Consider the following 22,063-nt stretch of genomic DNA (forward strand, 5'->3'; position numbering starts at 1 on the left):
CGTTCGACATCGAGCTCGACTTGAGCACGCTCGTTCCCGGCAGGTAGGCGCCCGATTGCCGTCCGCCGGCGTGCCCGGAGCCCGGCCGGGGGTGAGGCTGACCGCACCACCCCTGCGCGTCCCGGCCCCTCCCGTCACAGAGACAGGGGTGACTGACGATGCTCGACCATCTCATCCGCCACGCCACCGTCGTCGACGGCACAGGAGGTGCGCCCTACGTCGCCGATGTGGGGATCAGGGGCGGCCGGATCGCCGCGATCGGCCGCCCGGGGCGGGGGCGCGCGCTCGTCGGGCGGGTCGGTGAGCGCGCCCGTACGGAGGAGGACGCCACCGGCCTCGTCCTCGCCCCCGGGTTCGTCGACCCGCACACGCACTACGACGCCCAGCTCTTCTGGGACCCCTACGCCACGCCCTCCATGAGCCACGGCGTCACCACCGTCGTCGGCGGGAACTGCGGCTTCACCCTCGCGCCGCTCAACCCGGCGCGGCCCGCCGACGCCGACTACACCCGGCGGATGATGAGCAAGGTCGAGGGCATGTCCCTCGCCGCGCTCGAACAGGGCGCGCCCTGGAGCTGGTCCTCGTTCGGCGACTTCCTCGACGCGCTGGACGGCCGCATCGCCGTCAACGCCGGGTTCATGGTGGGCCACTGCGCGCTGCGCCGCTACGCCATGGGCCCCGACGCCGTCGGCGGCACGCCGGACGCCGGTCAGCTGCGGCGGATGACCGCGCTCCTGCGCGATGCCATGGACGCGGGCGCCTGGGGGCTGTCCACCACCCGGTCCGACACCCATACCGACGGCGACGGCAGGCCGGTCGCCTCCCGGTACGCGCACCCCGACGAACTGCTCGCCCTCGCCCGCGCCGTCGGCGAGCACGAGGGCACCCAGCTGGAGGCCATCGTCGCCGGCTGCATGGACCGCTTCTCGGACGCCGAGACCGAGCTGCTCGTCGCGCTCACGGTCGCCGCCGGGCGCCCCCTGAACTGGAACGTCCTCACCATCGACGCCGCCGTGCCCGACCGTGTGCCCCGCCAGCTCGCCGCGAGCGGGCGCGCCCGCGCCGCGGGCGGCCGGATCGTCGCGCTGACCATGCCGGTCCTCGCGCCCATGAACATGTCCCTCGGCACGTTCTGTGCCCTCAACCTGCTCCCCGGCTGGGGCGAGGTCCTCGCTCTGCCTCTGACAGTTCGTATCGACGAGCTGCGCAAACCACTCGTACGGGCGGAACTGCTGCGCCGCGCGCGCAGCGAGGAGGCCGGGGTCCTGCGGCGGCTCACGGACTTCGGGCGGTACGTCATCGGCGACACGTACGCGAAGGAGAACGACGGGCTCGGCGGCCGCACCGTCCGGGACATCGCCGCCGAGCGCGGCCAGGACCCCTTCGCCTGCCTGGTGGAGATCTGCGCGGCCGACGAGCTGCGCACGGTCCTGTGGCCGACGCCCACCGACGGCGACCCCGCGAGCTGGGAGCTGCGCCGCCGTACCTGGGCGCACGAGGACGTCCTGCTCGGCGGCTCCGACGCGGGCGCCCACCTGGACCGGATGTGCGGGGCGCCCTACCCGACGCGCTTTCTCGGCGACTGCCTGCGCGGCCGCAAGCTGGTGCCGCTGCCCACGGCCGTACGGATGCTGACCGACGACCCCGCGCGCCTCTTCGGCCTCCGGGAGCGCGGCCGGATAGCGGAGGGCTGGCACGCCGACCTCGTCCTCCTCGACCCCGACCGCGTCGACGCCGGTCCCGCCACGCTCGTCCACGACCTGCCGGGCGACGGCCCGCGGCTCGACGCGCGGGCGGTGGGCGTGGTGAGCGTACGCGTCAACGGTGTGGAGACCGTACGGCACGACGTGGTGACGGGCGAGGTGCCGGGGACGGTGCTGCGGTCCGGGCGGGACACGGAGACGGTGACCACTGGCTGAGACGGGCCGGTTCGCCGGCCCCGGCGCGGGAAATTTTTGAAACGGGACAAAAGGTATGGTGCTGCGGTTATCGCAGGGTGGTGGTGGTCGGGTTACTCCTTGGTGTTACTTGACGTAACTCTTGCGCCGCCTTTTATTGCCAGGTCAACTATCGTTAAAGGGCGCCACTTTCAAGGTCCAGTTCTCGGATTGCGTTGCTCCGGTTGCGGAAACAGCAGCGCTTAACGTCCTGTTCATGGTTCAGACAGCCCCGCGGCCCAGGGCCGGAGACACGGTAATGAGCGTCGGCCGGAGGCGCGCCAAGGGCCTGAGCGGGAATTCCGTCGGCCTGCTGGGCAGCGCCGTCATCGGGATCTCGACGGTCGCGCCCGTCTACTGTCTGACCTCGACGCTCGGTCCGACCGTCGGTCAGGTCGGGGTGCAGATGCCCGCCGTCTTCCTGGCCGGTTTCCTGCCGATGCTGCTCGTCGCCTTCGCCTACCGCGAGCTCAACAAGGCCGTGCCCGACTGCGGCACGTCCTTCACCTGGACGGTGCAGGCGTTCGGGCCCAAGGTCGGCTGGATGTGCGGCTGGGGCCTCGTCATCGCGACGATCATCGTGCTGTCCAATCTCGCGGGCGTCGCGACCTCCTTCCTCTACCTCCTGCTGGGCCAGGTCACCGGCAGCGACTCCGTGGCCGCGCTCGACGGCAACCGGCCCGTCCACGTCCTGACCTGCCTCGTCCTGATCGCCGCCGCCACCGCCGTCAGCTACCGCGGCATGACCGCCACCAAGGGCGTGCAGTACGCGCTCGTCGGGCTCCAACTCGCGCTGCTGGCCGTCTTCGTGGTCATGGCGATCGTCAAGGCGCGCTCCGGCGACCTGCCCGGCTCCATCGGCTTCTCCTGGACCTGGCTGAACCCCTTCGGCGTGCAGTCCTTCGCGGCCTTCACCGCGGGGCTCTCCCTCTCGATCTTCATGTACTGGGGCTGGGACGCCTGTCTCACGGTCAACGAGGAGACCCAGGGCAGCGAGAAGACGCCCGGCCGGGCCGCCCTCATCGCCATGGTCGTGCTCGTCGGCTCGTACCTGCTGACCGCCGTCGCCGCCCAGATGTTCGCCGGGGTGGGGGAGAAGGGCACCGGCCTCGGCAACCCCGGCACCGCCGACAACGTCTTCGCCGCCCTCGCCGATCCGGTCATGGGCACGGCACTGGGCGTCCTGCTCTTCGTGGCGGTCCTGGCATCGGCCGCGGCCAGCCTCCAGACGACGTTCCTGCCGGTGGCGCGGACGGTCCTCGCCATGAGCACCTACCAGGCCCTCCCCGCGTCCTTCGCCCGCGTCCACCCCCGCTTCAAGTCCCCCGGCCGCGCGACGGTGGCGGCGGGCGTCGCCACCGGCGTCTTCTACGCGGTGATGAGCTTCCTCAGCGAGAACGTCCTCATCGACACCATCTACGCCCTGGGCCTCATGATCTGCTTCTACTACTCGATCACGGCGCTCGCGTGCGCGTGGTACTTCCGGGGCGAGCTGCGGGGGTCGGTGCGGGACGCGTTCTTCAAGGGTGTCTTCCCGGTGCTGGGCGGTCTGCTCCTGGCCGCCGTCTTCTGCAAGACGCTCTACGACATGTGGAACCCGGCGTACGGCAGCGGCAGTTCGGTCTTCGGCGTCGGCTCGGTCTTCGTGATCGGCGTGGGCCTGCTGCTGGTGGGCGTGGTGCTGATGCTCCTGATGCGGCGGAGGAGCCCGGCGTTCTTCCGGGGCGAGGTGCTGACGCGGGCCACGCCGGCGCTGGTGGTCGAGGAGTAATTGGCCCAGGGAATCGGCTTGTCATTGCACCACCGGCTGGGCCTTTCATGATCGTAGAGTCGTTCTTGTCAGCACAGGGAACGCAGTACGAACCAAGGAGCCCACCGCCATGACCAGCAAGAACGCCGACTTCCCCGCCGCCCTCACCCGCGCCGCGGAGGCGGAGACCGCGGCCGACCCCAGCAGCGTCATGACGCTGCTGGCCGACTCCGACACCACCGGCGGTCTGCTGACCACCTACCGCTCCACGTTCGCCAAGGGCGCCGTCGGCGCCCCGGCACACTTCCACACCCGCGCCGCCGAGATGTTCTACGTCATCGACGGCGCCCTGCGGGTCCTCGTGAACGAGGAGATCACCGTGCTCGGCGCCGGGGACTTCCTCCTCGTCCCGCCGAACACCCCGCACGCCTTCGCCGCCGCCCCCGGGCACGAGGCCGACGTCCTGTTCACCTTCACGCCCGGCATGGCGCGCTTCGACTACCTCCGGCTGCTGGGCCGCGTCATGCGCGGCGAGGCGAGCCCCCAGGAGATCAAGGACTCGTCCGAGCGCTTCGACAACCACTACGTCGACAGCCCGGCCTGGCGCGAGGCACTCGGCGACGCGCGCTGATCACAGGCGCCCCACGGGCAACCGACACCCCCACGTACGCGTCGAACAGCACATGGCACGTGAATGGCTCTTCTCGCTCATCCCGCTGACGATCGGCGCGGTCTTCCTCGGCTTCGGCGTGTACGGACTCCGCCGCGCCGCCGCCCTCCGTCGCACCGGTGTCACCGCGAAGGGCCGGATCGTCCGCCACGACGTCAGGCGTGACGACGAAGGCGCCACGTTCCACCACCCGGTCGCGGCCTGGACGACCCGGGACGGCCGGGAGTGCGAGTACCCGGCCAGGTTCGGCCGCGGTTCCGTCGGAGGCGGCTTCGGCGTGGGGACCGCCGTCATGGTCCGGTACGACCCGGAAGACCCCCGCCGGTTCGCGATCCAGGGCTGGGACGCGGGGACGGTCGACCTGGTGTTCACCGTGCTGGGGTCGGTGCTCACGGCGGGGACGCTGACGGTGCTGCTCGTCCGGCTGCTCACTCTCTGACCGCGTCCGGCTCTCCAGCCCAACTGTACGGCCGTGCAGGCGACATGGCCGTAATTCTTGGCATGTACGGCGCCTTCCGCTGCTAGCGTTCGGTGGCCCTGACACCTCGTGGAAGGAACCACCCGTGCTGCCGAAGACCGCCTCCCGCACCCGTATCGCCGCCGTCGCGCTCGCCGCCGCGCTGCTCGGCGCGGGCGCCCCCGCCGCGTACGCGGCCTTCGACGACCAGAGCGCCGCGCCCTCCGCCGCGCCCTCGAAGCCGGTGGGCAAGCCGTACATCAAGACGGAACTCCTCTTCGGCACCGCGAAGCCGAACGGCGGGGCGCCGGTCACCGACAAGGAGTTCCGCTCCTTCGTCGACTCCACCGTCACCCCGCGCTTCCCCGCCGGCCTGACCATCGAGGACGCGCGCGGCCAGTACCGCGACTCCCACGGCACGATCGAGCGCGAGCGCTCGTACAAGCTCACCCTCCTCTACCCGCGGACGGAGGCGTCCGCGGACAGCACGAAGATCCAGCAGATCCGCGCCGCGTACGACAAGCGGTTCCAGCAGGAGTCGGTGGCGCGGATCGATGACGCGGAACTGGTCGATTTCTGACGGGGGCGCTTACGCGTAGGACGCCGTTGCGGCCTTGCGGCTTTGCGGATGTCACCGGCACTCTGGCCTCCTGCTCCACCGACTCCGTCGACGTGCAGGAGGCGCAGCCATGGGACGCAAGGACGACCAGGGCCAGGAGCCGGACGATGACGACCGCGCCTGGGACCCCGAGCAGGACCGTGACCGATTCAGCGACTACGGCAACGACCCCTCCACCGATGACGGCGACGCGCCTCACCGCCGATGACCGCTGCCTGCGATTTCGCGGCGCTGCGGCAGCGTTGCGTCGAGGAACTGGACGCCGCCGGGCAGTTCGCCGATCCGTGGGTGCGGGCGGCGTTCGAGGCGGTGCCTCGGGAGACGTTCGTGCCGTCGCAGGTATGGATCTCGGACAAGGGCGACGGCGGCGGCTATCCGCTCATCGACCGTGACACAGATCCTGAGTTGTGGGCCCGGACCGTGTACACCCACGATCGTGCGCTGGTCACGCAGATGGACGACGGTGCCACTGCCCGCGTGGCCGGGGCGGCCGGCCGGTTCAGCTCGTCGCTGTCCATGCCCCGTGTCGTCGCCCGCCAGCTCTCCTGGCTCGACCTGCGGCCCGGCCGGCGGGTGCTGCACATCGGTACCGGCTCCGGCTACGACTCGGCTCTGATCGCGGAGCGCGTCGGCGCGCGGAACATCGTCAGCGTCGAAATGGACCCGGCGGTCGCCGCCGAGGCGCGGCACGCTCTCGATGCCGCCGGTTACGGCGGGGTGCGGACGGCCGTCGGGGACGGCGAACGGGGGTGGCCGGACGGAGCCCCGTACGATCGCGTGCTCTCCACGGCCTCGGCGCAGCACGTCCCTTGGGCGTGGGTCTCACAGACCGCCCCGGGCGGCCTCATCGTCACCCCCTATCGCGGCCTCGCCCTGCTGCGGCTGACCGTCGCCGAGGACGGCAAGAGCGCGAGTGGCCGGGTCGTGGACGCGATGTCGTTCATGACCTTGCGCGGACAGCGCGGTGCGGAGCTGGTGGGCATAAGCCCTGTCGTCGACGCCACCATGCCGGAGTCGGAACAGGTCCGTGTGGACACCGACTTGTCGGTTCTCGAGGGCGAGTTGGGCGCGGAGTTCCTCTTCCACCTCCTCACGCCGGAGGTGGCGGTGGCCTTCGGCCGGACGACATGGTGGTTCCAGGCGCGCGACGGCTCCGCATGGGCCGCCTGGAAGAAGGACGGCCGCGGCCGCCAGTGGGGTCCACGCCGCCTCCTGGACGAGGCCGCTGCCGCGGTGACCGCGTGGCGGGAGGCGGGCACGCCGAGGTTCACGGACCTCGGCGTGATGGTGCGGGCGGATGGCGAATCGGTGTGGGTGGACGGTGGCGGGTCCTGGCCGATCGCCTGATGGGGGGCCTAGGGCACGTTTTGGATTGATTCTTCAGCTACGCGAAAGCCCCGTCACCCTGAGTCACTCCGCGGAGAATCCCCCGGTGCGTCGCGGTCACGGTCTCGGCGGTCTCGACCGCGAGGCGGTCGACGGCCTGTGCTTGTGGCGTGTGCTCGGCAACCGTGCGCCGATCGTCGTCGCCGGGCTCGGTGAGGGCGGAGTGTCGGCCGGACCCGTACGCCTCGGCGACGACGCGCCGTACCTCTAGGCCGACGGTCCCGGCGACGGAGTCGAGCAGCATGTCGGCCGCGCGGCGCGCGGCGCGACGGTGGCGAGCTTGGCCACGGCCCACCCGGGCTATCCATTCCGGCGGCGAGCTGTCGCGCGCACAGGGCGAGCAGGCGCTGCTCGACGTCGGCGTGCAGGTCGGCCGTCGTCGCGGCGAGGTACTCAACCTGCTCGGGGGATACAGGCACGCGATGTCCCTAACCTGCGCAGGCTCAGGGGGCCTCTGTTGCCGTCGATGCCCATGGGGCAACTAGTCATGCCTGTCGGTCAGTTACAAGCCGAGAGGATTTGTCGAAGCCTGGCAGAGCTGTCACTCTGGATGGCCAGCAGCCACCCGTTTGGGTGATCATGAAAGGGAGTTCGATGAAGAAGATCAAGGTGACATCTAGTCAGGACGGCGCCATGAAGGGGCTCGTGCAGTCGATCCTGCGATCTGCGTGTGCTCGACCACGACCACAGCAGCCCCCAGCGATGTCCCATCCTGTTGTGGTCGTGCTATCGAAGGGCGCGTCACTGCACGCACGTTCGACGTCGATGAGGTGTCTGAAGGTCGTGACGACCGCAGCAGGTCTCGTCTGCTCCATCATCTGCGGGGGGTATTACCTTGACAGGGAGTGTGCGGCTAGCGTCCACTCGCTTCCGTTTGCTCAAGAGGTGTGCAGGGAAATTGGCGCACAGCAGCCATCTGATCCGCTTGGGCCGATCGGGGCCAGCTTCAGCACCATTGGGGGTGGGGGAGATCAGCCCTCGACGGATGGCTATGACGCCGCGAGCTTCAGGTCCCGGGACCTCCAAGATCGCCGAGTCGTTTCATGGTCAACCCCTACCCTGAGCAAGCCCCCAACAATCCGTTTGTAACTGGCACTTACCGATTGCCAGTATAAATTGATCGACACCCATAGTCGGTAACGGCGGCCCACACACAACGTGTGTGGGCCGCCCCTTATGCCTCGAGGAAGAATCGTCATCGTCACGAGCGGTGGCCCATTGGGCAGTCACGGCAACTCCTGGTGTACCTAGGGGGAGTGGTGGTGAGCGCTTTGGCTGCCGTCCGCCCCTCCTGCCGGTCAGAGTCGCGGATGCCGACCTGGCCAGTTAGCTGGCGCTACCGAGACGCAGTCGGCGCCGATCTTTTCGTTGCTGTAGAAGGGCTTGAATCAGGCCGGGCTAAGTTCGCCGGACTGGGCCACGTCGACGAATGACGTCCAGGATGCCGTTGGCACGGCGACAGCGGGGCCGTCGGGCTGCTTGGAGTCGCGGATGCCGACCTGGCCAGCTAGCGGCGCTACTGAGACGCAGTCGGCGCCGCTGATTTCGTTGCTGTAGGAGGACGTGAACCAGGCGTTCTCGTCGGCCACTTCGAGGTCGGCCGGGCGGGGGTTATTCGTCATCGATCTCTCTTGCCAGTCGGTGGAGGAAATCGGCTGTCTTGACCGGCGGGAAGGCGCCCTCGCGCATTGCGTCGAACCTCCGGGCGTAGGCCCAGACCTCTCGCGGAGTGTCGGACACGGTCATGACTCGTGGTCCTTCCTCCACGACCACGGGGGCGAGAGCAGGGTCGAAGTCCAGGAGGACGAAGTTGGCGCTTGACCGGTATGTGGCGAGGTTCTGCGGGATGATCTGGACCGTCACATGATCGAGGGCGGCGACTCGTGCGATCTCTTCGTACTGTTCGCGCATGACGGCCGGGCCGCCGATCACGCGGCGAAGCGCCGATTCGTCCAGGATCACGCGCAGTTCGACAGGGGCTTCCCCGTGGATGACCTCCTTTCGTTTCATGCGGAGCGCTACGTTCAACTCGACGAACTCGGTCGTCCTTTCGTCCACCGGCTTCGCCATCGTGAACATGGCTCGGGCGTAGTTCTCGGTCTGCAGGAGACCGAAGACGACCTGCGAATTCCAGGCGCGCATGGCGGTGGCGTCGGCTTCAAGTCCAACGTAGAGCAGCTTCCCGGACGGGAGGAAGTTCTGGTACGGCGTATACCAGTCGGCGCTGAGCGACTCCCGGTGGAGCATCAGCAGATGGTCATGATCGCGGCGTTCCGTGATGCCGTACAGCGCAAGCAGGTCTTCCAGGTCGCGGACGCGCGGCAGCTGGTTGTGGCCTGACTCGACCCGGTTGAGCTTTGTCTCGGAGCTCTCGATGTGCGCTGCGGCCTCCTTCGTGGTGATCCCCTTCCGCTCCCGCAAGCGCCTGAGCTCCTTGCCGAGTTCTCGTCTCCTGAACGTTGCGCCACGCCGTGCTGCCACCCTTGAATCCTCTCCCGGTGCTGTTCCTCGTGGGTGTGCCTCTGTGTTTCGGCGGAGCGGTCCTGCTGGTGCTCCGCGAGGCTCCGTTGGGCGTCAGAGCCTCCCTGTCGGGAGTCTTCCACCCCCTGCACCCCTGTCGACAAGCTTTGCCATGGGTTTGTCATATACCAATTTTTGCTGGCTTTGCGGACGAGCTTGCCCCACAAGTCGCGGGCACAAGAACCTGGTTGTGCTGGTCAACCCGGTCGGGTCGGCCATTCCTTCGAGGAGCCCCCATGCCCTTTTTCCCCGGAACCGCCCGCGCCGTCGCGCTCACCTACGTACCGCCTCAGGGGCGGGCCGTCAGGACCGAGGAGTCGGCGATCGACGACGTGATCCGCGAGGCCGCCGCGCTGAAGCGGCAACTGCCCGCCCCCGGGCGCCTCGGCTGGCTGACCACCCGCCTCCGTGACTTCATCGGCGCGGCCGCGTCCGACGTGGAGGAGGAAGCGTGCCGACGCCCCGTAGGGGACCCCGTCCGGGAGGATGCCCTCGACGCGGCCCGCGAGGCGCGCTACCGGCTCGGGATCGGGCCCGGCCACGGGTATGACTCGGCGATCACCTTCACCAGGAGCCTCGCGGGCGGCGCGGAAGGGCTGCTGCGGCAGCAGCGACGGCTGCGGAGCGCGGAAGGGCGGTGCGTGCCCGTGGCCGGTACGTCAGGGGCCGGAGTCATCGTCGTGCGCGACGACGAGTTGTGCGGCGAATGCCGCGAACTCATCGCCGAGCGGTATACGTTGGAGATCCGGCAGGATTGGGCCGGCATGCGCGACGCGAACACCAGGCTTGCCGAGCATCAGGGCTCCGTACACGGGGATCGGTAGCCGCCGAGGCGCCGAGACCCGCGCCCTCGCCGACCAGCTCCGATACCGTGGAGAGCCCCGATGAGCAGCAAGTGCCGTGAGGAACTCGCCGACGCGATCGCCGCCACCGGGTCGCTGACCGACCCTGCGCTCAGGCGCGCGGTCGAGAATGTTCCCCGCGAGGTCTTCCTCGGTGACGCCGTCTATCGTCCCAACGGCACCGCGTGGGAACCCGTACTCCGCCGGGAGATCGGCGAAGACGCATGGCTGCGTCTGGCCTGTACGGATCGGACGTGGGTGACACAGGTGGACGGCATCGATGCTCGCGATGCCACGGGGCCTGTGCAGGGAAATCCGACGTCCTCGTCGACTCTGCCCTCGCTGGTCGTCCGGATGCTTGAGGTCGCGGGCATCCGGGACGGAGCCCGGGTCCTGGAGATCGGCACAGGCACCGGCTTCTCCACGGCGATCCTCGCTCACCGGCTGGGGGACGGCAATGTCACCTCCATCGAGTACGACCCCGGGGTCGCGCAGCGTGCCGCCGCTCACCTCAAGGCAGCCGGCTACGCCCCGGCCTTGGCCGTCGGCGACGGACTCCAGGGCCACAAGGGGCGAGCCGAGTACGACGCCATCGTGGCCACGTGCGCGGTGCGGCACATTCCCACGCCATGGCTGTGGCAGGTTCGGGCGGGTGGCACCATCACGACCACCCTCAGCGGCTGGATGCTGGCCTCCGGTCTCGTCCGGCTCACTGTCGCCGCCGACGGCAGCGCCTCGGGCCGCTTCACCCCGGACACCGTCTCGTACATGCTCGCCCGCTCGCACGAGCGCCCGCCCCGCCCCACGTTCTTCCGTCGGCAGGGGCAAGCACGCACCAGCCTTGTGGACCCTGCCGTTCTGGAGGACTGGACGGGCCATTTCGTCGCCCAACTCGCCGCACCGTCAGCCGAGATGATGACCACGGGCGATGGCGTGATCCTGATGGACGTGGCAACCGGGTCGCAGGCGTGGACCGAACCCGACGGCAGCGCGTGGACGGTTCATCAGTACGGGCCGCTCCGGCTATGGGATCAGGTGGAGGACGCGCTCCTGAGCTGGCAAGCGGCTGGAGCGCCTGCGCAATCCGGGTTCGGGATGACCATCGATGCCGACCACACGCAAACGGCCTGGATCGACTCGCCCGAAGGGCCGTCCTGGCGGCTGCCGGTCTGATGCGTGGGCTGCGGCGTACGCAAGTCCCAGTCCCGCGCTCAGGCAACCTTGGGCCACAACAGCCTCACCTGTGGGGATGTTGTTTTGCCCGCTGATCTATACCTTCTCGGATCACCGAGATCCGTCAGCGGACGTAGTTCTTCAGGCGTTCGGTCGCCAGGCTGATCCCGATGCCGGGGAGCGCGACAGTGTCGCCGAAGTCCGCGATGTGGGTGTCGCTGTACCGCCCACGCACAGGCTGGGAGAACACCGTCACCGTGCAGTGCTCCCTGTCGACCAGCAGGTATACGGGGATGCCGCTCTCGGCGTAGGCGCGGGGCTTGTCCTTCCGGTCGCGCTGATCGGTGTCCTGGTCCCAGGAGGTGATCTCCACGGTCATCAGTACACCGTCCGGGTCGGCGTACTCTCCCTGGCCGGTGAAGTGTTCTTCGGGGGCCAGAACGCCATCCGGTTTCACTCGGCCGTTACGGTATGCCTCGACCTTCAGCCCTTGTTCGGGGAAGAGGTTGAGGTCGGGGCGCTGCTGGATGCACTGCCGGATGAGCCACATGATGATCTGGCCGTGATCGCCATCGGGCACCGGCTTCGCTCCGATCTTTCCGTAGAGAAACTCAAGGATGACGGTCTCAGGCGCACGGCGGGAGAGTTCTTCGAAGTCCGCCACCTGCATCTGCGGCCGCTCCCGCATTGTGGGTGCCATAGCGTGCGCTCCTTCATAAGTACACCGGCCCGCGTATCGGCAGAGTACTGGCAATCCCGAAGGGCCGTCCTGGCGGCTGCCGGTCTGATGCGTGGGGCGCGGCACGAGCCGGTCTCACCCTCGTGCCGGGGTGCTACGCGAAGGGGCCTTCGGTGACGAAGAGTTGGAGGTGGTGGGCGAAGGTCGCGGCTTCCCCGGGGGGCCAGGAGTCGAGGCTCGTGGTGATGTGGGCCGCCAGGCGCTCACGCAGCTGTGCCACGGCGTGTTCCCCCGCGTCGGTGAGGACGAGGAGGGAGGCGCGGCGGTCGGCGGGGTGGGGTTCGCGGCGGATGAGTCCCGCGGTCTCCAGGCGGGTGGCGCGGCGGGTGACGCCGGAGCGGTCGAGCCCGGCGTCGGGGGCCAGGTCGGCGGCGGTACGGGGGCCGGTCCGGGCGAGCGCGCTGAGGACCGGGTAGGTCAGCTCGTCCACCGCCTCGCCCATGCCCTCGGTCAGGGCGCGGTGCAACTGGGTGCGGGTCGTACGCCGGAGCAGGATGCCCAGCGCGTCGGCGATCTCGTGTCCCACCTCGTTCTCCATGTTCTCCATGCCCCCAACAGTAGCGTGCGCCGTGCACGCATCCGGTGCTACGGTGAAGGTGATGCGTGCGCGACGCACGCGTTTATGTGGCGTATGCCCTGAAAGGGGATCCTTGTGAACCGCACCGGCATGAGTGCCGCGCTCACCGACCTGGTCTTCAACCCCGACATCACCGTGGAGGAGGCCGCCGACCGCCACTTCGCCCCCGACTACCGGCAGCGCACGAACGGGCAGTGGGACGACCGTGTCGGGTTTGTCGAGCACATCACCCACCTGCGCACGATCGTCGCCGACGGCCGTGTCGAGGTCCACGACGAGCTCTACGACGGCACGAAGTACGCCGACCGCCACACCGTTCACGTCACGAAGAAGGACGGCTCGACCGTGCGGATGGAGGTCTATGTCTTCGGCGATCTCGCACCCGACGGCCGCTTCAGTCGCATCGAGGAGACCACGCTGTTGCTCCAGGGCGCCGACGCGGACCGCAACATCGGCAACGCCCGCTAGCTAGAGGACGTGTTTGAGACGCGCTCACCGGGCCACCCGGATCCGGCCCATGGGCTCGGTGTCCGGCGTTTCACGCAGCCCCTCCCGGGGCCCGCGCAGACGGCACAGGGCCGCAGCAAGGAGGTTTTACCGAACGGTCGACCAGCAGCGCGCCTCCGTGTCATAACGTCACCGCATCCCTTGATCACGACTGCGGGCGTCTCCGGCGGCTCATTCAGCCCTCCGGCCAGACGTCCCGCCAGGAGGCACGCCATGAACGTCATCGACATGCCGGGTACGGCCGCGGAACTGCCTGACGCCTGGAACTCGCTCCTGCTCGGGCGGGTCGGGCGCACCGCGGTAAAGGTGCTGCGGATGGACGGACGCCCCTTGGAGCCGGAATCCCACGACACGGCGGAAGCGCTGCTGGTCCTGGACGGGACGCTGCGGCTGGTGGCCGACGGCATCGAAGTCGAGGTGTGCGCGGGCGAGATGTGCATCATCGAGGCAGGAGCAGAGCATGCCGTGCGCCCTGGCAGCATAGGCACGCTCGTCATCGTCGAACGCGTTTCAAACGCTGCCTGGAATCCGGCCTGCCGCCCGACGGAGCGGCTGTCGCCAAGAATTCCTGACGCGGCATGAGTTGCGGGCGGGTTGTGTCTCAGGGGTGTGCCGGGAGTCCGCTCAGGGGCGGATCAGGAGGCCGGTCAGGGTGATCACGGATGGGCAACGGCGGCTGTCTCCAGCAGAGTTGGTCTTGTCGACAAGACCCGCTGATATCGCTCTGGAGGAACCTCGATGCGTAAACGCCTTGCCCTCACCGCCCTTGCCCTGGCGACCGCTGTCACCGCCGGCGTGGCGGCGCCCGCGACTGCCGCCGGCCCTGACCCCGTGCGACAGGGGCTGGAGACTCTGGTGCGCTCCGACGGCGCACCCGGTGCGCTGGCGAGTGTGCTCGACCGTAACGGGAACGTCCGTACCTACACCGCGGGCGAGGGGGACCGGGACGCGCACGCGAAGGTGCCCCGGGACGGTCAGGTGCGGATCGGCAGCGTCACCAAGACGTTCACCGCGGTGGTCGTGCTGCAACTGGTCGGCGAAGGGAAGATCGGCCTCGATGAACCGGTCGAGAAGTACCTGCCGGGCCTCGTGCGCGGGAAGGGGATCGACGGACACCGCATCACGGTGCGTCAGCTCCTGCAGCACACCAGCGGACTTCCCGACTACGAGGACGACGTCACCGACGACATCCTCCAGCGCCGCTACCTCTCCCCCCGCGACGCCCTGGATGTCGCCCTCGGACACGAAGCCGTCTTCGCCCCCGGAGCGAAAGGGAAGTGGGGATACAGCAGCACGAACTACCTGGTGGCCGGGCTGATCGTGGAGAAGGTCACCGGACGGCCCCTCGCCGAGCAGATCGACCGGCGCGTCATCCAGCGCATCGGGCTGCGCCACACCTACTTCCCCGCCCCCGGTGAGACGGCCATCCGCGAACGCCACCCCCAGGGCTACCGCCAGGAATCCCCGGGCGCCCCCCTGCGCGACGTCACCGGGATCGACCCCTCCGCGTCCTGGGCGGGAGGCGCGATGGTCTCCACCGGCTCCGACCTCAGCCGCTTCTTCTCCGCGCTGCTGAAGGGCGACGGCAACCGCCTCCTCGACAAGGATCAGCGCATCCAGATGCGCACCACCGTCGACATAGGGAAAGACGGCTACAAAGCCGGTCTGGGAATCGTCGGCACGCCGCTGTCGTGCGGCCCCGGTGACAACCGTGTCGCCTGGGGCCACAACGGTGCCATCCCCGGCTACGGGACCTGGGCCGCGGCCACCGACGACGGCCGCGCCGCGAGCGTCTCGATGACCCTTGAACCGAAGACCGGCCAAGCTCTGGGTCATCTGGAGGCAGCAATGAACGCGGCCCTGTGCTCCTGAACCCACACCAGGTGCCGTCCCAGTAGATCCTGGCCGAACCGGCAGGACATCCCCCGAAGCGGTCCACCCCACCGGTCCCCGGAGGCGGTCAAGCCGTGTTCGGCGGCCGGCCGGTGCGTCACGCCCGCAGGCGCGCCTCCACGACCAGGTCGTTCAGCTCGCCGTGGACCCCGGACCGCTCCGGAAGGGCCGTGGACCGCTCCGCCTCGTCCAGTACGGCGTGCAGAGCCTCCACGTCCGCCGTGAGCCGCGCCGACGAAGGCGCGCCCCGCATGGCCGAAGGGGGTGCCGCTGTTCGGCGACGACGGGGGCCAGGTCGGGCAGGCCGTCCAGGGTGAGGGCGGTCATACGAGGGCGCTTTCGGTGAGCAGGGAACGGCGGCGGACCGATATCAGCCAGTCCTCCACCCGTGCGGTGTCGGGATGCTCCGGCAGGGGGCTCCCGGCCAGGGCCGCGTCCAGGCGGGTGGCCAGCTCGTCGCGCCAGGCGCGGACCTGTTCCCAGGAGAGTTCGCCCCGGCGTACGGCCAGCAGGCGGTCGCGGTACGGTCCGGCGTCGATGTGCAGGGCGCCGCTTTCCAGCAGGGCGCTGCCGCTGATCATCAGGCGGAGCGTATGCATCACGTGCTTCCAGCGGGGTTCGCCCTCGCGCTCCCGGCGGGCCTCCGCCTTGGCGAATTGGGAGCGCGCGTAGCGCGCGTAGGTCTGGTGCACCCGGCGGGAAAGGAAAGCGGGGGAGAGCTCGCGCAATTCCTCGCCGAGCGGCGTACGTCGCTCGACGAGAGGGCTGTGCAGCACTTCCAGAATGTTGGGATTGCCGGAGAGGGTGAGTTCGCAGAACCGCTCGACCTCCCAGCTGAACTGTTCCGGCAGCGGGCCCTCCACATGGGTGGGCGGTTTGGCCATCCGCCAGAAGTCCGCGGTGGGGGCGACGAACACCCCGCGCCGGTCGACGTCCGACGCCTCGGTCGCGAGCCCGAACGCACGCGACCCGACGACCACCGACAGGATCGTGTGCTGTTCCACCAAGTGCTGCGGGCTCTCCGACATGCGCCCAATTCTCCGTTGATTCCGCCTCGGAAGGCCAACGGATATTCAACGGCACCCTCAGTGGTGCCATGCCTTTCCGCCCACGTTGTGGATCATTCGCTGGAGCGTTTTGAGGGTGACGAGATACTCCTTGTCCGTTACCCCGTCGTGTATCCGATCGTGGTTGGCCTTCTGCCAGGCGGTGCACTGGGCGAGGACCTTCTCGCCCTCGCCGGTCAGGCAGATGAGATTCCCGACGCCGAGGGTGATCAGTCCCTGGTCGAGAAGGTCGTCGATCTCCGCGTCGAGATCGTCGCCCGGCATGACGTAATTCAGGAGCAATGTCGTCGCCTCCTCGCGAGTGTCACCCGCCCGGTTGAGGACCCACCACTGCGGCTGGGACACCCCGAATTCGGCGAGCCCGGCGCGAATGCCGCCGACCACGGACCGGCCGGCGGCGGTGGCCCAGTAACCGATCGGCTGCTTGAGCAGTTCGGCGTCGTTGTGCGAGTACTCCATGGTTCTGCCCTCACCGTCTGTGGACCTTGGCTGGTGAGAATGAACGTAGGACCTCAAGTGGACTTGAGGTCAAGGCGCGGGGCGGCCCCGGGGTCGCTCTTGAGGGTTACCTGGTCGGCGGTTTCGGGCGCGAGTTCGCCCGCCACACGGGGCGCGGTTTCGTCCGGGCAGGCGCTACGTGACGATCCGCGTGATCACGCCCTCGGCCACCCCGCTGCCCGTCCGGTCGCGCATAAGGAACCTCTGCTTTTCTTCCAGCGGGACCGGTTCCGTGAGACGTACGGTGGCGGTGGCGAGGCCGGCTCGGGACCAGTGGAGGTCCACACCTCCTGCGCGGAGGGCGGGGATGGAGCCCAGCCGTTCCGCAGTGCGGAACATGAAACGCCCCTCGCGTGTGGACGGGAAGACGATGGGCTTGCCGACCTGCTCCTCCGGCCGGATGTACAGCACGGCCTCGAACTCCGTGTGCGGGGCGATCGACCCCGGCTTCGCGAGAACGTGGCCGCGACCGGCGTCCTCTCGTCGGTCCATGCCGCGCAGCTCCATGCCGATGTTGTCACCGGCCTTCGCGTGGCCGAGGCTTGCGCGGAACTGCTCGATGGTGGTGACGGTGACGGTCCGTGTGCCGCCGGGGCCGACAAGTTCGAGTTCGTCGCCTGGCAGCACGGCGCCGCGCTCCACTTTTCCGGTGAGGACTGTGCGACCGTCCCGTAGCGCGAAGACGTCCTCGACCAGCAGCAGGAACGGTTGAGCCAGGGGACTCCGCGGCGCCTCGAAGGATGTCTTCAGGGCTGTCAGCAGAGACTCCACCGCTCTGTCCTGGGCTCCCGTAAGGGAGTTGAGCGATGACCCGAAGACGACCGGTGTGGCGTCACCCGGATATCCGTGCTCCTTCAGCAGCCCACGGATCTCCAGCTCGACGACCTGCCGAAGCTCTGTGTCCGGCAGCAGGTCCGCCTTGTTCACGAAGACGGCCACCTGCCGCACACCGACCTGCCGGGCCAGCCCGACGAGTTCCCTGGTCGCCGAAGTCACCCCGTCGACCGCCGAGATCACCAACACGATGTCGTGGGGGAGTGCCCACACCAACTTCATCGCGCCGGTCGTGTAGTCCGGCCAGTCGAAGGGCGTACTCCGGGTTTCCCGGGGCTCGTCATGGCCCGTGGCCCTGGCCACCGCTCGGATCAGTGTCCTCACCCCGGTGCCGGGCTCGCCTATGTACTCCATCGTCGCAGTGTCTCAGCCGACAGCAGCGCCCCTGCCCGCCGTTGATCACTCGTCGTCGATGTCGATCGAGCCCATGTAGTGATCGGCGGCGCAGATCTCGCAGTCGTCCAGCGGGTGGCACAGGGCCCAGTCCTGGACGATGTCGGCGTAGTCGGAGTCGCGGAGGGCCCGGTCGGTGGCCTGCTGCCAGCCTCCGAGGCCGTGGACCGCGTGCTGCGTGATCTCGGTCAGCGGCCGGCCCGGTTCGCGGAAGATCCGCGGATGCGTGGTCCACCGGGGCAGGGCCTCGGTGATCGCGGTCACCACGGCCGGATCGGTGCGGTCCTCGGTGATGGCGAGTGCGTTCCATATCGGCGGATGCCAGGACGCGAACGTCAGGGTGGAGCCCCAATAGGAACCCGCGCCGATCACATCGGCGGCGGGGAAACCCCATTGCCTTTCCGCCCGGTCCAGGAATCGGTGCACCGCGAAGGCGACGCTCGCGACGGCCTTCGGGCCGGCGGCCCGCACGACCCGGTGGAGGTGATGGCGTTCGTCTTCGGGCACCGGCTCGATCTCCCGCAAGGGCCCGCGTTCGGCCGTCAGATGGGCGAAGGAGCGGAATCCGTCGGGGCGGAACCGGGAGCGGTGGCTCTGCGGCCAGTAGGCCAGTTCACCGGTCAGCGGGTGGCCTTCCGGAAGAGGCCTCGGCCGGACGAAGATGCTGCCTCGTACCCGTTCCCATCGGGTCCAGGAGGCGTCGATCAGGTGGACCGGAGGGTCGGTCGGGTCGAAGGATTCCGGATCATGTGTCGGCATATTGCGGAGTATGCGGGCAGGCCCGGCTCCGCCGGTAAGCATTTTCGGAACGGGAAACCACGCCGCCCGCTCGCCCGGTCACCCGGCCTGACGCACCTTCACCCCGCCGATCAGGGAGTACGAGCGGACCTTGACGACCGGGCCGTCCTGCACGCCCGCGAGGTCCTTGCTGCGGCCGCCGAGCAGGGAGAAGCCGCGGACCTCGACCGAAGTACCGGCCGGGACCGTCAGGTCGACGCCGCCGATCAGCGAGAAGGCGTCGACCTCGGCGGACGCGCCCTCGGGGTAGGAGAGTTCCGCGCCGCCGACCAAGGCCGCCTTCACCAGGTGGGTCGGACCCTCGGGCAGCTCGGCGGCGCTGTGGTCCAGCTTGGCCCCGCCCACCGCGGCCACGTGCACGGTGCGCTGCCGGGCCGTGAAGGCACCCTGGTGCTTGAGGCCGCCCAGGAGCGACAGGCTCCACTCGGTGCGGCGGGTGCGGGACTGGGCGTTCTTCGTGATCTCCATGTCCCCAAAGTTATGGCCGGTGCCGGGTGTGCCGTCAGTGTCGGCAGACATCTGCTCGGCATGACAATCGTCATGGGCACGGCCATGACGACGCGGCCGGCCGGGTCCCCGCGCTCACCCCAGGAAGACGGGGTTCGTCATCGCCACCATCGCCCCCGCGGCGTTCCGCACCTCCGCCCGTACGTACGCCGCGTACGACGGCGTCGTCCGCCACTCGACGCGGCCGTCCGCCGGTACGGGCGTGCTGAACAACTGCCCCTGGTCCGTCACGAACGACGCCGAACAGCCCGTCACCCCGGTCACGTCGAGCCGCACCGTCACCTCCGTACCGCCGTCCACGCGCAGCCGTTCGCCGATGCCCGCGTGGGTGCCGCGGCCCGTGACGGCCTCGAAGGCCAGATGGACGGACGAGGACTCGCAGATCCAGCTGCGGCCGGACCGGATGGCCTCCTGCAGCGCGGGCCGGGACAAGTCGTCGGCCAGCACGACCGTCTGCGGGAGGCCCACCACCTGCGGCTCGCGGTGCGCGTCGCTGTTGCCCATCGCGGGCAGCCAGCGGCGGTCGTCGGAGCGCACCGACGCGACCAGCATGTTGTCCCACTCCGCGATGGCGATCTCGTCGTCCGGGGTGAACGGGCCGTTCCAGACCTCCACGGCGTCCGCGTCTGCGTAGCCGAACTTCCAGCCGCAGCCGACGCAGGTCGCGTGCGGATGGGCCGGGACGACCAGGCCGCCCGCCCGGTGGATCGCGCGGGCGAAACGGCCGAAGGCGCGGTCACGGGCGCGGTAGCGCCAGTCGACGAACACGCCGGGGTCGGTGCCGAGGGCGACGACATGGCCGTTGCGGGTGGTGACCTCCTCGCCGGTGAGGACCAGCAGATCGTCACCCCACAGGCCCTCCCAGGCGCCGTGCGCGGACGTCGTGTTGTGCTCGGTCGTCGTGATCCAGTCGAGCCCGGCGGCCCGCGCCGCGGCGGCGATCTCGGCGGGTGTGCGCTTGCCGTCCGAGTACACGCTGTGCAGGTGGTTGTCGCCCCGGTACCAGGCCCGGCCGCGCCCCTTGGCGCGCTGCGGCGGGTACACCGGTGCCGGCGTCGCGCCCGCGGGCCCGTACCGCAGGGTCACCGTCACCTCGTACGCCAGGCCCTGCGGTGCGACGGTGTACGGACCCAGGACGACATGCCAGGTGCCGGGGCGCACGGGGCCGGCCAGATAGCCGGGCGTGGCCCGCTCGGCGCTGATCGCGAACTCCGTGCGCGCCCCGCCCGACCAGCCCCGGAACCCGCGCCCGCCGAGATCCGTACCCCGCTCGTCGAAGATCCCGATGTCGCAGGCGTTGCCCTGGGTGCCCGACGGGACGGCCGGTCTGTCGTACGTGTACGACACGGCGAGTTCGTGGACGCCGCGCGGCACTTCCACGGGGAGGTAGACGTAGTCCGGCGAACCGGTCGGCAGCCGGCCGGAGACCGTTCGGGAGGCTTCGCCGGTGGTGCGCGCGGGCCCGTCCTCGGCGTGGGCGAACGTCACGCCTTCGAGCGTAAGGGCGCCCGTGGCCGCCGCGGTCATCTTCAGCAGTGCGCGTCGGTGCATCCGTGCCTCCGGGGGAGGAGGGAAAGCTTCCAGGGGCACTGTTGTACGTCCGGGTGGCGCGAGGGGGAACGGGCACGGGCAGGCGGATTGCGGCGGGAAGGATGACTGGAAGGATTACGACAGTCGCATGGCGGAACCGCCCGGTAGGCCCCCATGACGGCCGGTTGGGCATACGGTGACCCCAGTCCCCCCGGAGAGTGACCCGCGTCACGCCCGGGTCAGCCACACAGCCACGGCGGAGGTGCCCCCGGATGCGGATTGCCACCACGGTCTTCCTGACGGACGAGACGATCAGCCCGGTCCGGCTCGCGTGCGAGCTGGAACAGCGCGGCTTCGACGGGCTCTACCTCCCCGAGCACACGCACATCCCGGTCAGCCGGGAGACGCCCTCGCCCCAGGGCGGCACGCTGCCGCGCGAGTACGGGCGCGCCCTCGACCCGATCGTGGCGCTCGCCCAGGCCGCCGCGGTCACCGAACGGATCACCCTCGGCACGGGCGTCGCGCTGGTCGCCGAGCACGACCCGATCCACCTCGCCAAACAGGCCGCCACCCTCGACCACGCCAGCGGCGGCCGCTTCACCCTGGGCATCGGCTTCGGCTGGAACAAGGAGGAGGCCGACGACCACGGCGTGCCCTGGGCCAGACGGCGCGAGCTGGTACGCGACCGGATGGCCCTGATGCGCGCCCTGTGGGCCGACGAACCGACCTCCTACGAGGGCGAGTTCGGCTCCGTCCGGGCGAGCTGGGCACACCCCAAGCCGGTGCGGCCCCCGCGCGTCCGCAAGGACGCGTCCCCCCTGGTGGGCCCCCGCATCCTGATCGGCGGCGCCGCCGGGCCGGGCCTCTTCGCGCACATCGCGGAGTACGCGGACGGCTGGCTGCCCGTCGGCGGCAGCGGCCTGACCGAATCCATCCCGGAACTGCGACGGGCCTGGGAGGAAGCGGGGCGGGCCGGCGAACCGGAAGTCGTGCCGTACGCGGTGCGGCCTTCGGCCGGGAAGCTGGCGCACTTCGCGGAGTTGGGACTGCGGGAGGTCGTGGTGGGGCTGCCGTCGGCGGGGGAGGGGGAGGTTCTGCGGGCGCTCGACGCCCATGCCGATTTTTTGTGACCGGTTGTCGTGTGGCTGCGGTCCGCTGCCGACTGCGGTCCGGTTCGCACGGGGCTCCGCCCCGGACCCCGAAGCACGCTTCGCGCGCTGTCCTCAAACGCCGGACGGGCTGGATTGGGGTGACGGGAGGGGGCGGGACGCGCAGGGGTGGTGCGGGACGTAAAGCGAAGCAGTCCCGCACCACCCCGGAGCGGCACGGCCCCGCCCGGGCGGTACGGCCGATCGGAAGGGGGTCG

General features: G+C 69.6%; 25 protein-coding genes. 14 read left to right on the forward strand and 11 right to left on the reverse strand.

From position 1 onward, the window contains the following. Positions 1-158 precede the first annotated feature (158 nt). From ACWD4A_RS31825 to ACWD4A_RS31860, 8 genes are all read left to right on the forward strand, one after another. Positions 159-1,919, forward strand: a complete 1,761-nt coding sequence (locus ACWD4A_RS31825; protein WP_451199393.1) for an N-acyl-D-amino-acid deacylase family protein — start codon at positions 159-161, stop codon at positions 1,917-1,919. Positions 1,920-2,154: 235 nt separating this feature from the next. Continuing rightward, positions 2,155-3,708 (forward strand): APC family permease, encoded by a 1,554-nt coding sequence (locus ACWD4A_RS31830; RefSeq protein WP_451199395.1) that lies wholly within the window; start codon positions 2,155-2,157, stop codon positions 3,706-3,708. 109 nt (positions 3,709-3,817) lie between these two features. Then, positions 3,818-4,318 carry a cupin domain-containing protein gene (locus ACWD4A_RS31835; RefSeq protein ID WP_451199397.1) on the forward strand — a complete coding sequence of 167 codons (501 nt, stop codon included), beginning with the start codon at positions 3,818-3,820 and terminating at the stop codon, positions 4,316-4,318. Between the two features lie 52 nt (positions 4,319-4,370). Next, entirely contained in the window at positions 4,371-4,796 is a 426-nt protein-coding gene (locus ACWD4A_RS31840) for a DUF3592 domain-containing protein (protein WP_451199400.1), read from the forward strand. A 127-nt stretch (positions 4,797-4,923) separates the two neighbouring features. Next, positions 4,924-5,394, forward strand: coding sequence for a DUF3574 domain-containing protein (locus ACWD4A_RS31845; protein ID WP_451199435.1), 471 nt, complete (start codon positions 4,924-4,926; stop codon positions 5,392-5,394). 109 nt (positions 5,395-5,503) lie between these two features. Next, a complete protein-coding gene (locus tag ACWD4A_RS31850) occupies positions 5,504-5,641 on the forward strand; it encodes a hypothetical protein (RefSeq protein WP_451199402.1) in 138 nt (45 codons plus the stop codon). After that, complete coding sequence (locus ACWD4A_RS31855) at positions 5,638-6,780, forward strand: methyltransferase domain-containing protein (RefSeq protein WP_451199403.1); 1,143 nt, start codon at positions 5,638-5,640, stop codon at positions 6,778-6,780. The genes ACWD4A_RS31850 and ACWD4A_RS31855 overlap by 4 nt, the downstream gene beginning before the upstream one ends. An 85-nt stretch (positions 6,781-6,865) precedes the next feature. Beyond that, positions 6,866-7,030 (forward strand): hypothetical protein, encoded by a 165-nt coding sequence (locus ACWD4A_RS31860; protein WP_451199404.1) that lies wholly within the window; start codon positions 6,866-6,868, stop codon positions 7,028-7,030. A gap of 1,177 nt (positions 7,031-8,207) precedes the next feature. On the opposite strand, the gene ACWD4A_RS31865 is transcribed toward ACWD4A_RS31860, so the two are convergent. Continuing rightward, positions 8,208-8,441, reverse strand: coding sequence for a DUF397 domain-containing protein (locus ACWD4A_RS31865; protein ID WP_451199405.1), 234 nt, complete (start codon positions 8,439-8,441; stop codon positions 8,208-8,210). After that, complete coding sequence (locus tag ACWD4A_RS31870) at positions 8,431-9,300, reverse strand: helix-turn-helix domain-containing protein (RefSeq protein WP_451199407.1); 870 nt, start codon at positions 9,298-9,300, stop codon at positions 8,431-8,433. Before ACWD4A_RS31870 ends, ACWD4A_RS31865 begins: the two co-directional genes overlap by 11 nt. Positions 9,301-9,575: 275 nt before the next feature. On the opposite strand from ACWD4A_RS31870, the gene ACWD4A_RS31875 reads away from it, so the two are divergent. Both ACWD4A_RS31875 and tgmC read left to right on the forward strand, forming a co-directional pair. Continuing rightward, entirely contained in the window at positions 9,576-10,163 is a 588-nt protein-coding gene (locus ACWD4A_RS31875; RefSeq protein ID WP_451199410.1) for a DUF6415 family natural product biosynthesis protein, read from the forward strand. Between the two features lie 60 nt (positions 10,164-10,223). After that, positions 10,224-11,354, forward strand: coding sequence for an ATP-grasp peptide maturase system methyltransferase (gene tgmC / locus ACWD4A_RS31880; RefSeq protein WP_451199411.1), 1,131 nt, complete (start codon positions 10,224-10,226; stop codon positions 11,352-11,354). A gap of 124 nt (positions 11,355-11,478) precedes the next feature. Here tgmC and ACWD4A_RS31885 read toward each other — a convergent pair whose 3' ends face one another. Further along, positions 11,479-12,024, reverse strand: coding sequence for a Uma2 family endonuclease (locus tag ACWD4A_RS31885; RefSeq protein ID WP_451199413.1), 546 nt, complete (start codon positions 12,022-12,024; stop codon positions 11,479-11,481). Positions 12,025-12,187: 163 nt separating this feature from the next. After that, entirely contained in the window at positions 12,188-12,631 is a 444-nt protein-coding gene (locus tag ACWD4A_RS31890) for a MarR family winged helix-turn-helix transcriptional regulator (protein ID WP_451199437.1), read from the reverse strand. A 114-nt stretch (positions 12,632-12,745) separates the two neighbouring features. On the opposite strand from ACWD4A_RS31890, the gene ACWD4A_RS31895 reads away from it, so the two are divergent. The 3 genes from ACWD4A_RS31895 to ACWD4A_RS31905 all read left to right on the forward strand — a co-directional run bounded on the left by ACWD4A_RS31895 (position 12,746) and on the right by ACWD4A_RS31905 (position 15,049). Then, on the forward strand, positions 12,746-13,138 hold the full coding sequence (locus ACWD4A_RS31895) for a nuclear transport factor 2 family protein (protein WP_451199414.1): 393 nt from the start codon (positions 12,746-12,748) through the stop codon (positions 13,136-13,138). 252 nt (positions 13,139-13,390) lie between these two features. Next, on the forward strand, positions 13,391-13,759 hold the full coding sequence (locus ACWD4A_RS31900; RefSeq protein WP_451199415.1) for a cupin domain-containing protein: 369 nt from the start codon (positions 13,391-13,393) through the stop codon (positions 13,757-13,759). A 156-nt stretch (positions 13,760-13,915) separates the two neighbouring features. Continuing rightward, the gene (locus ACWD4A_RS31905; protein WP_451199418.1) at positions 13,916-15,049 is read left to right on the forward strand and encodes a serine hydrolase domain-containing protein; all 1,134 of its coding nucleotides are present in this window, start codon (positions 13,916-13,918) and stop codon (positions 15,047-15,049) included. A 118-nt stretch (positions 15,050-15,167) separates the two neighbouring features. Here the strand turns inward: ACWD4A_RS31905 and ACWD4A_RS31910 are convergent, their stop codons facing one another. From ACWD4A_RS31910 to ACWD4A_RS31940, 7 genes are all read right to left on the reverse strand, one after another. Further along, positions 15,168-15,323 carry a hypothetical protein gene (locus ACWD4A_RS31910; RefSeq protein WP_451199419.1) on the reverse strand — a complete coding sequence of 52 codons (156 nt, stop codon included), beginning with the start codon at positions 15,321-15,323 and terminating at the stop codon, positions 15,168-15,170. A 70-nt stretch (positions 15,324-15,393) separates the two neighbouring features. Then, positions 15,394-16,098 (reverse strand): nucleotidyltransferase domain-containing protein, encoded by a 705-nt coding sequence (locus ACWD4A_RS31915; RefSeq protein WP_451199422.1) that lies wholly within the window; start codon positions 16,096-16,098, stop codon positions 15,394-15,396. 57 nt (positions 16,099-16,155) lie between these two features. Beyond that, positions 16,156-16,596: a MarR family transcriptional regulator gene (locus tag ACWD4A_RS31920; RefSeq protein ID WP_451199424.1), complete on the reverse strand. Its 441-nt coding sequence runs from the start codon at positions 16,594-16,596 to the stop codon at positions 16,156-16,158. Positions 16,597-16,770: 174 nt separating this feature from the next. Continuing rightward, a complete protein-coding gene (locus ACWD4A_RS31925) occupies positions 16,771-17,823 on the reverse strand; it encodes a GTP-binding protein (RefSeq protein ID WP_451199426.1) in 1,053 nt (350 codons plus the stop codon). A 45-nt stretch (positions 17,824-17,868) separates the two neighbouring features. After that, positions 17,869-18,621: a hypothetical protein gene (locus ACWD4A_RS31930; RefSeq protein ID WP_451199427.1), complete on the reverse strand. Its 753-nt coding sequence runs from the start codon at positions 18,619-18,621 to the stop codon at positions 17,869-17,871. Between the two features lie 78 nt (positions 18,622-18,699). Further along, positions 18,700-19,128, reverse strand: a complete 429-nt coding sequence (locus ACWD4A_RS31935) for a hypothetical protein (protein ID WP_451199428.1) — start codon at positions 19,126-19,128, stop codon at positions 18,700-18,702. Between the two features lie 114 nt (positions 19,129-19,242). Continuing rightward, on the reverse strand, positions 19,243-20,718 hold the full coding sequence (locus tag ACWD4A_RS31940; RefSeq protein ID WP_451199430.1) for a CehA/McbA family metallohydrolase: 1,476 nt from the start codon (positions 20,716-20,718) through the stop codon (positions 19,243-19,245). 251 nt (positions 20,719-20,969) lie between these two features. Between ACWD4A_RS31940 and ACWD4A_RS31945 the strand changes: the two genes are divergently transcribed. Beyond that, the gene (locus tag ACWD4A_RS31945) at positions 20,970-21,827 is read left to right on the forward strand and encodes an LLM class F420-dependent oxidoreductase (protein ID WP_451199433.1); all 858 of its coding nucleotides are present in this window, start codon (positions 20,970-20,972) and stop codon (positions 21,825-21,827) included. Positions 21,828-22,063: the final 236 nt, after the last annotated feature.

Source organism: Streptomyces sp. NPDC002537, from assembly GCF_053594975.1.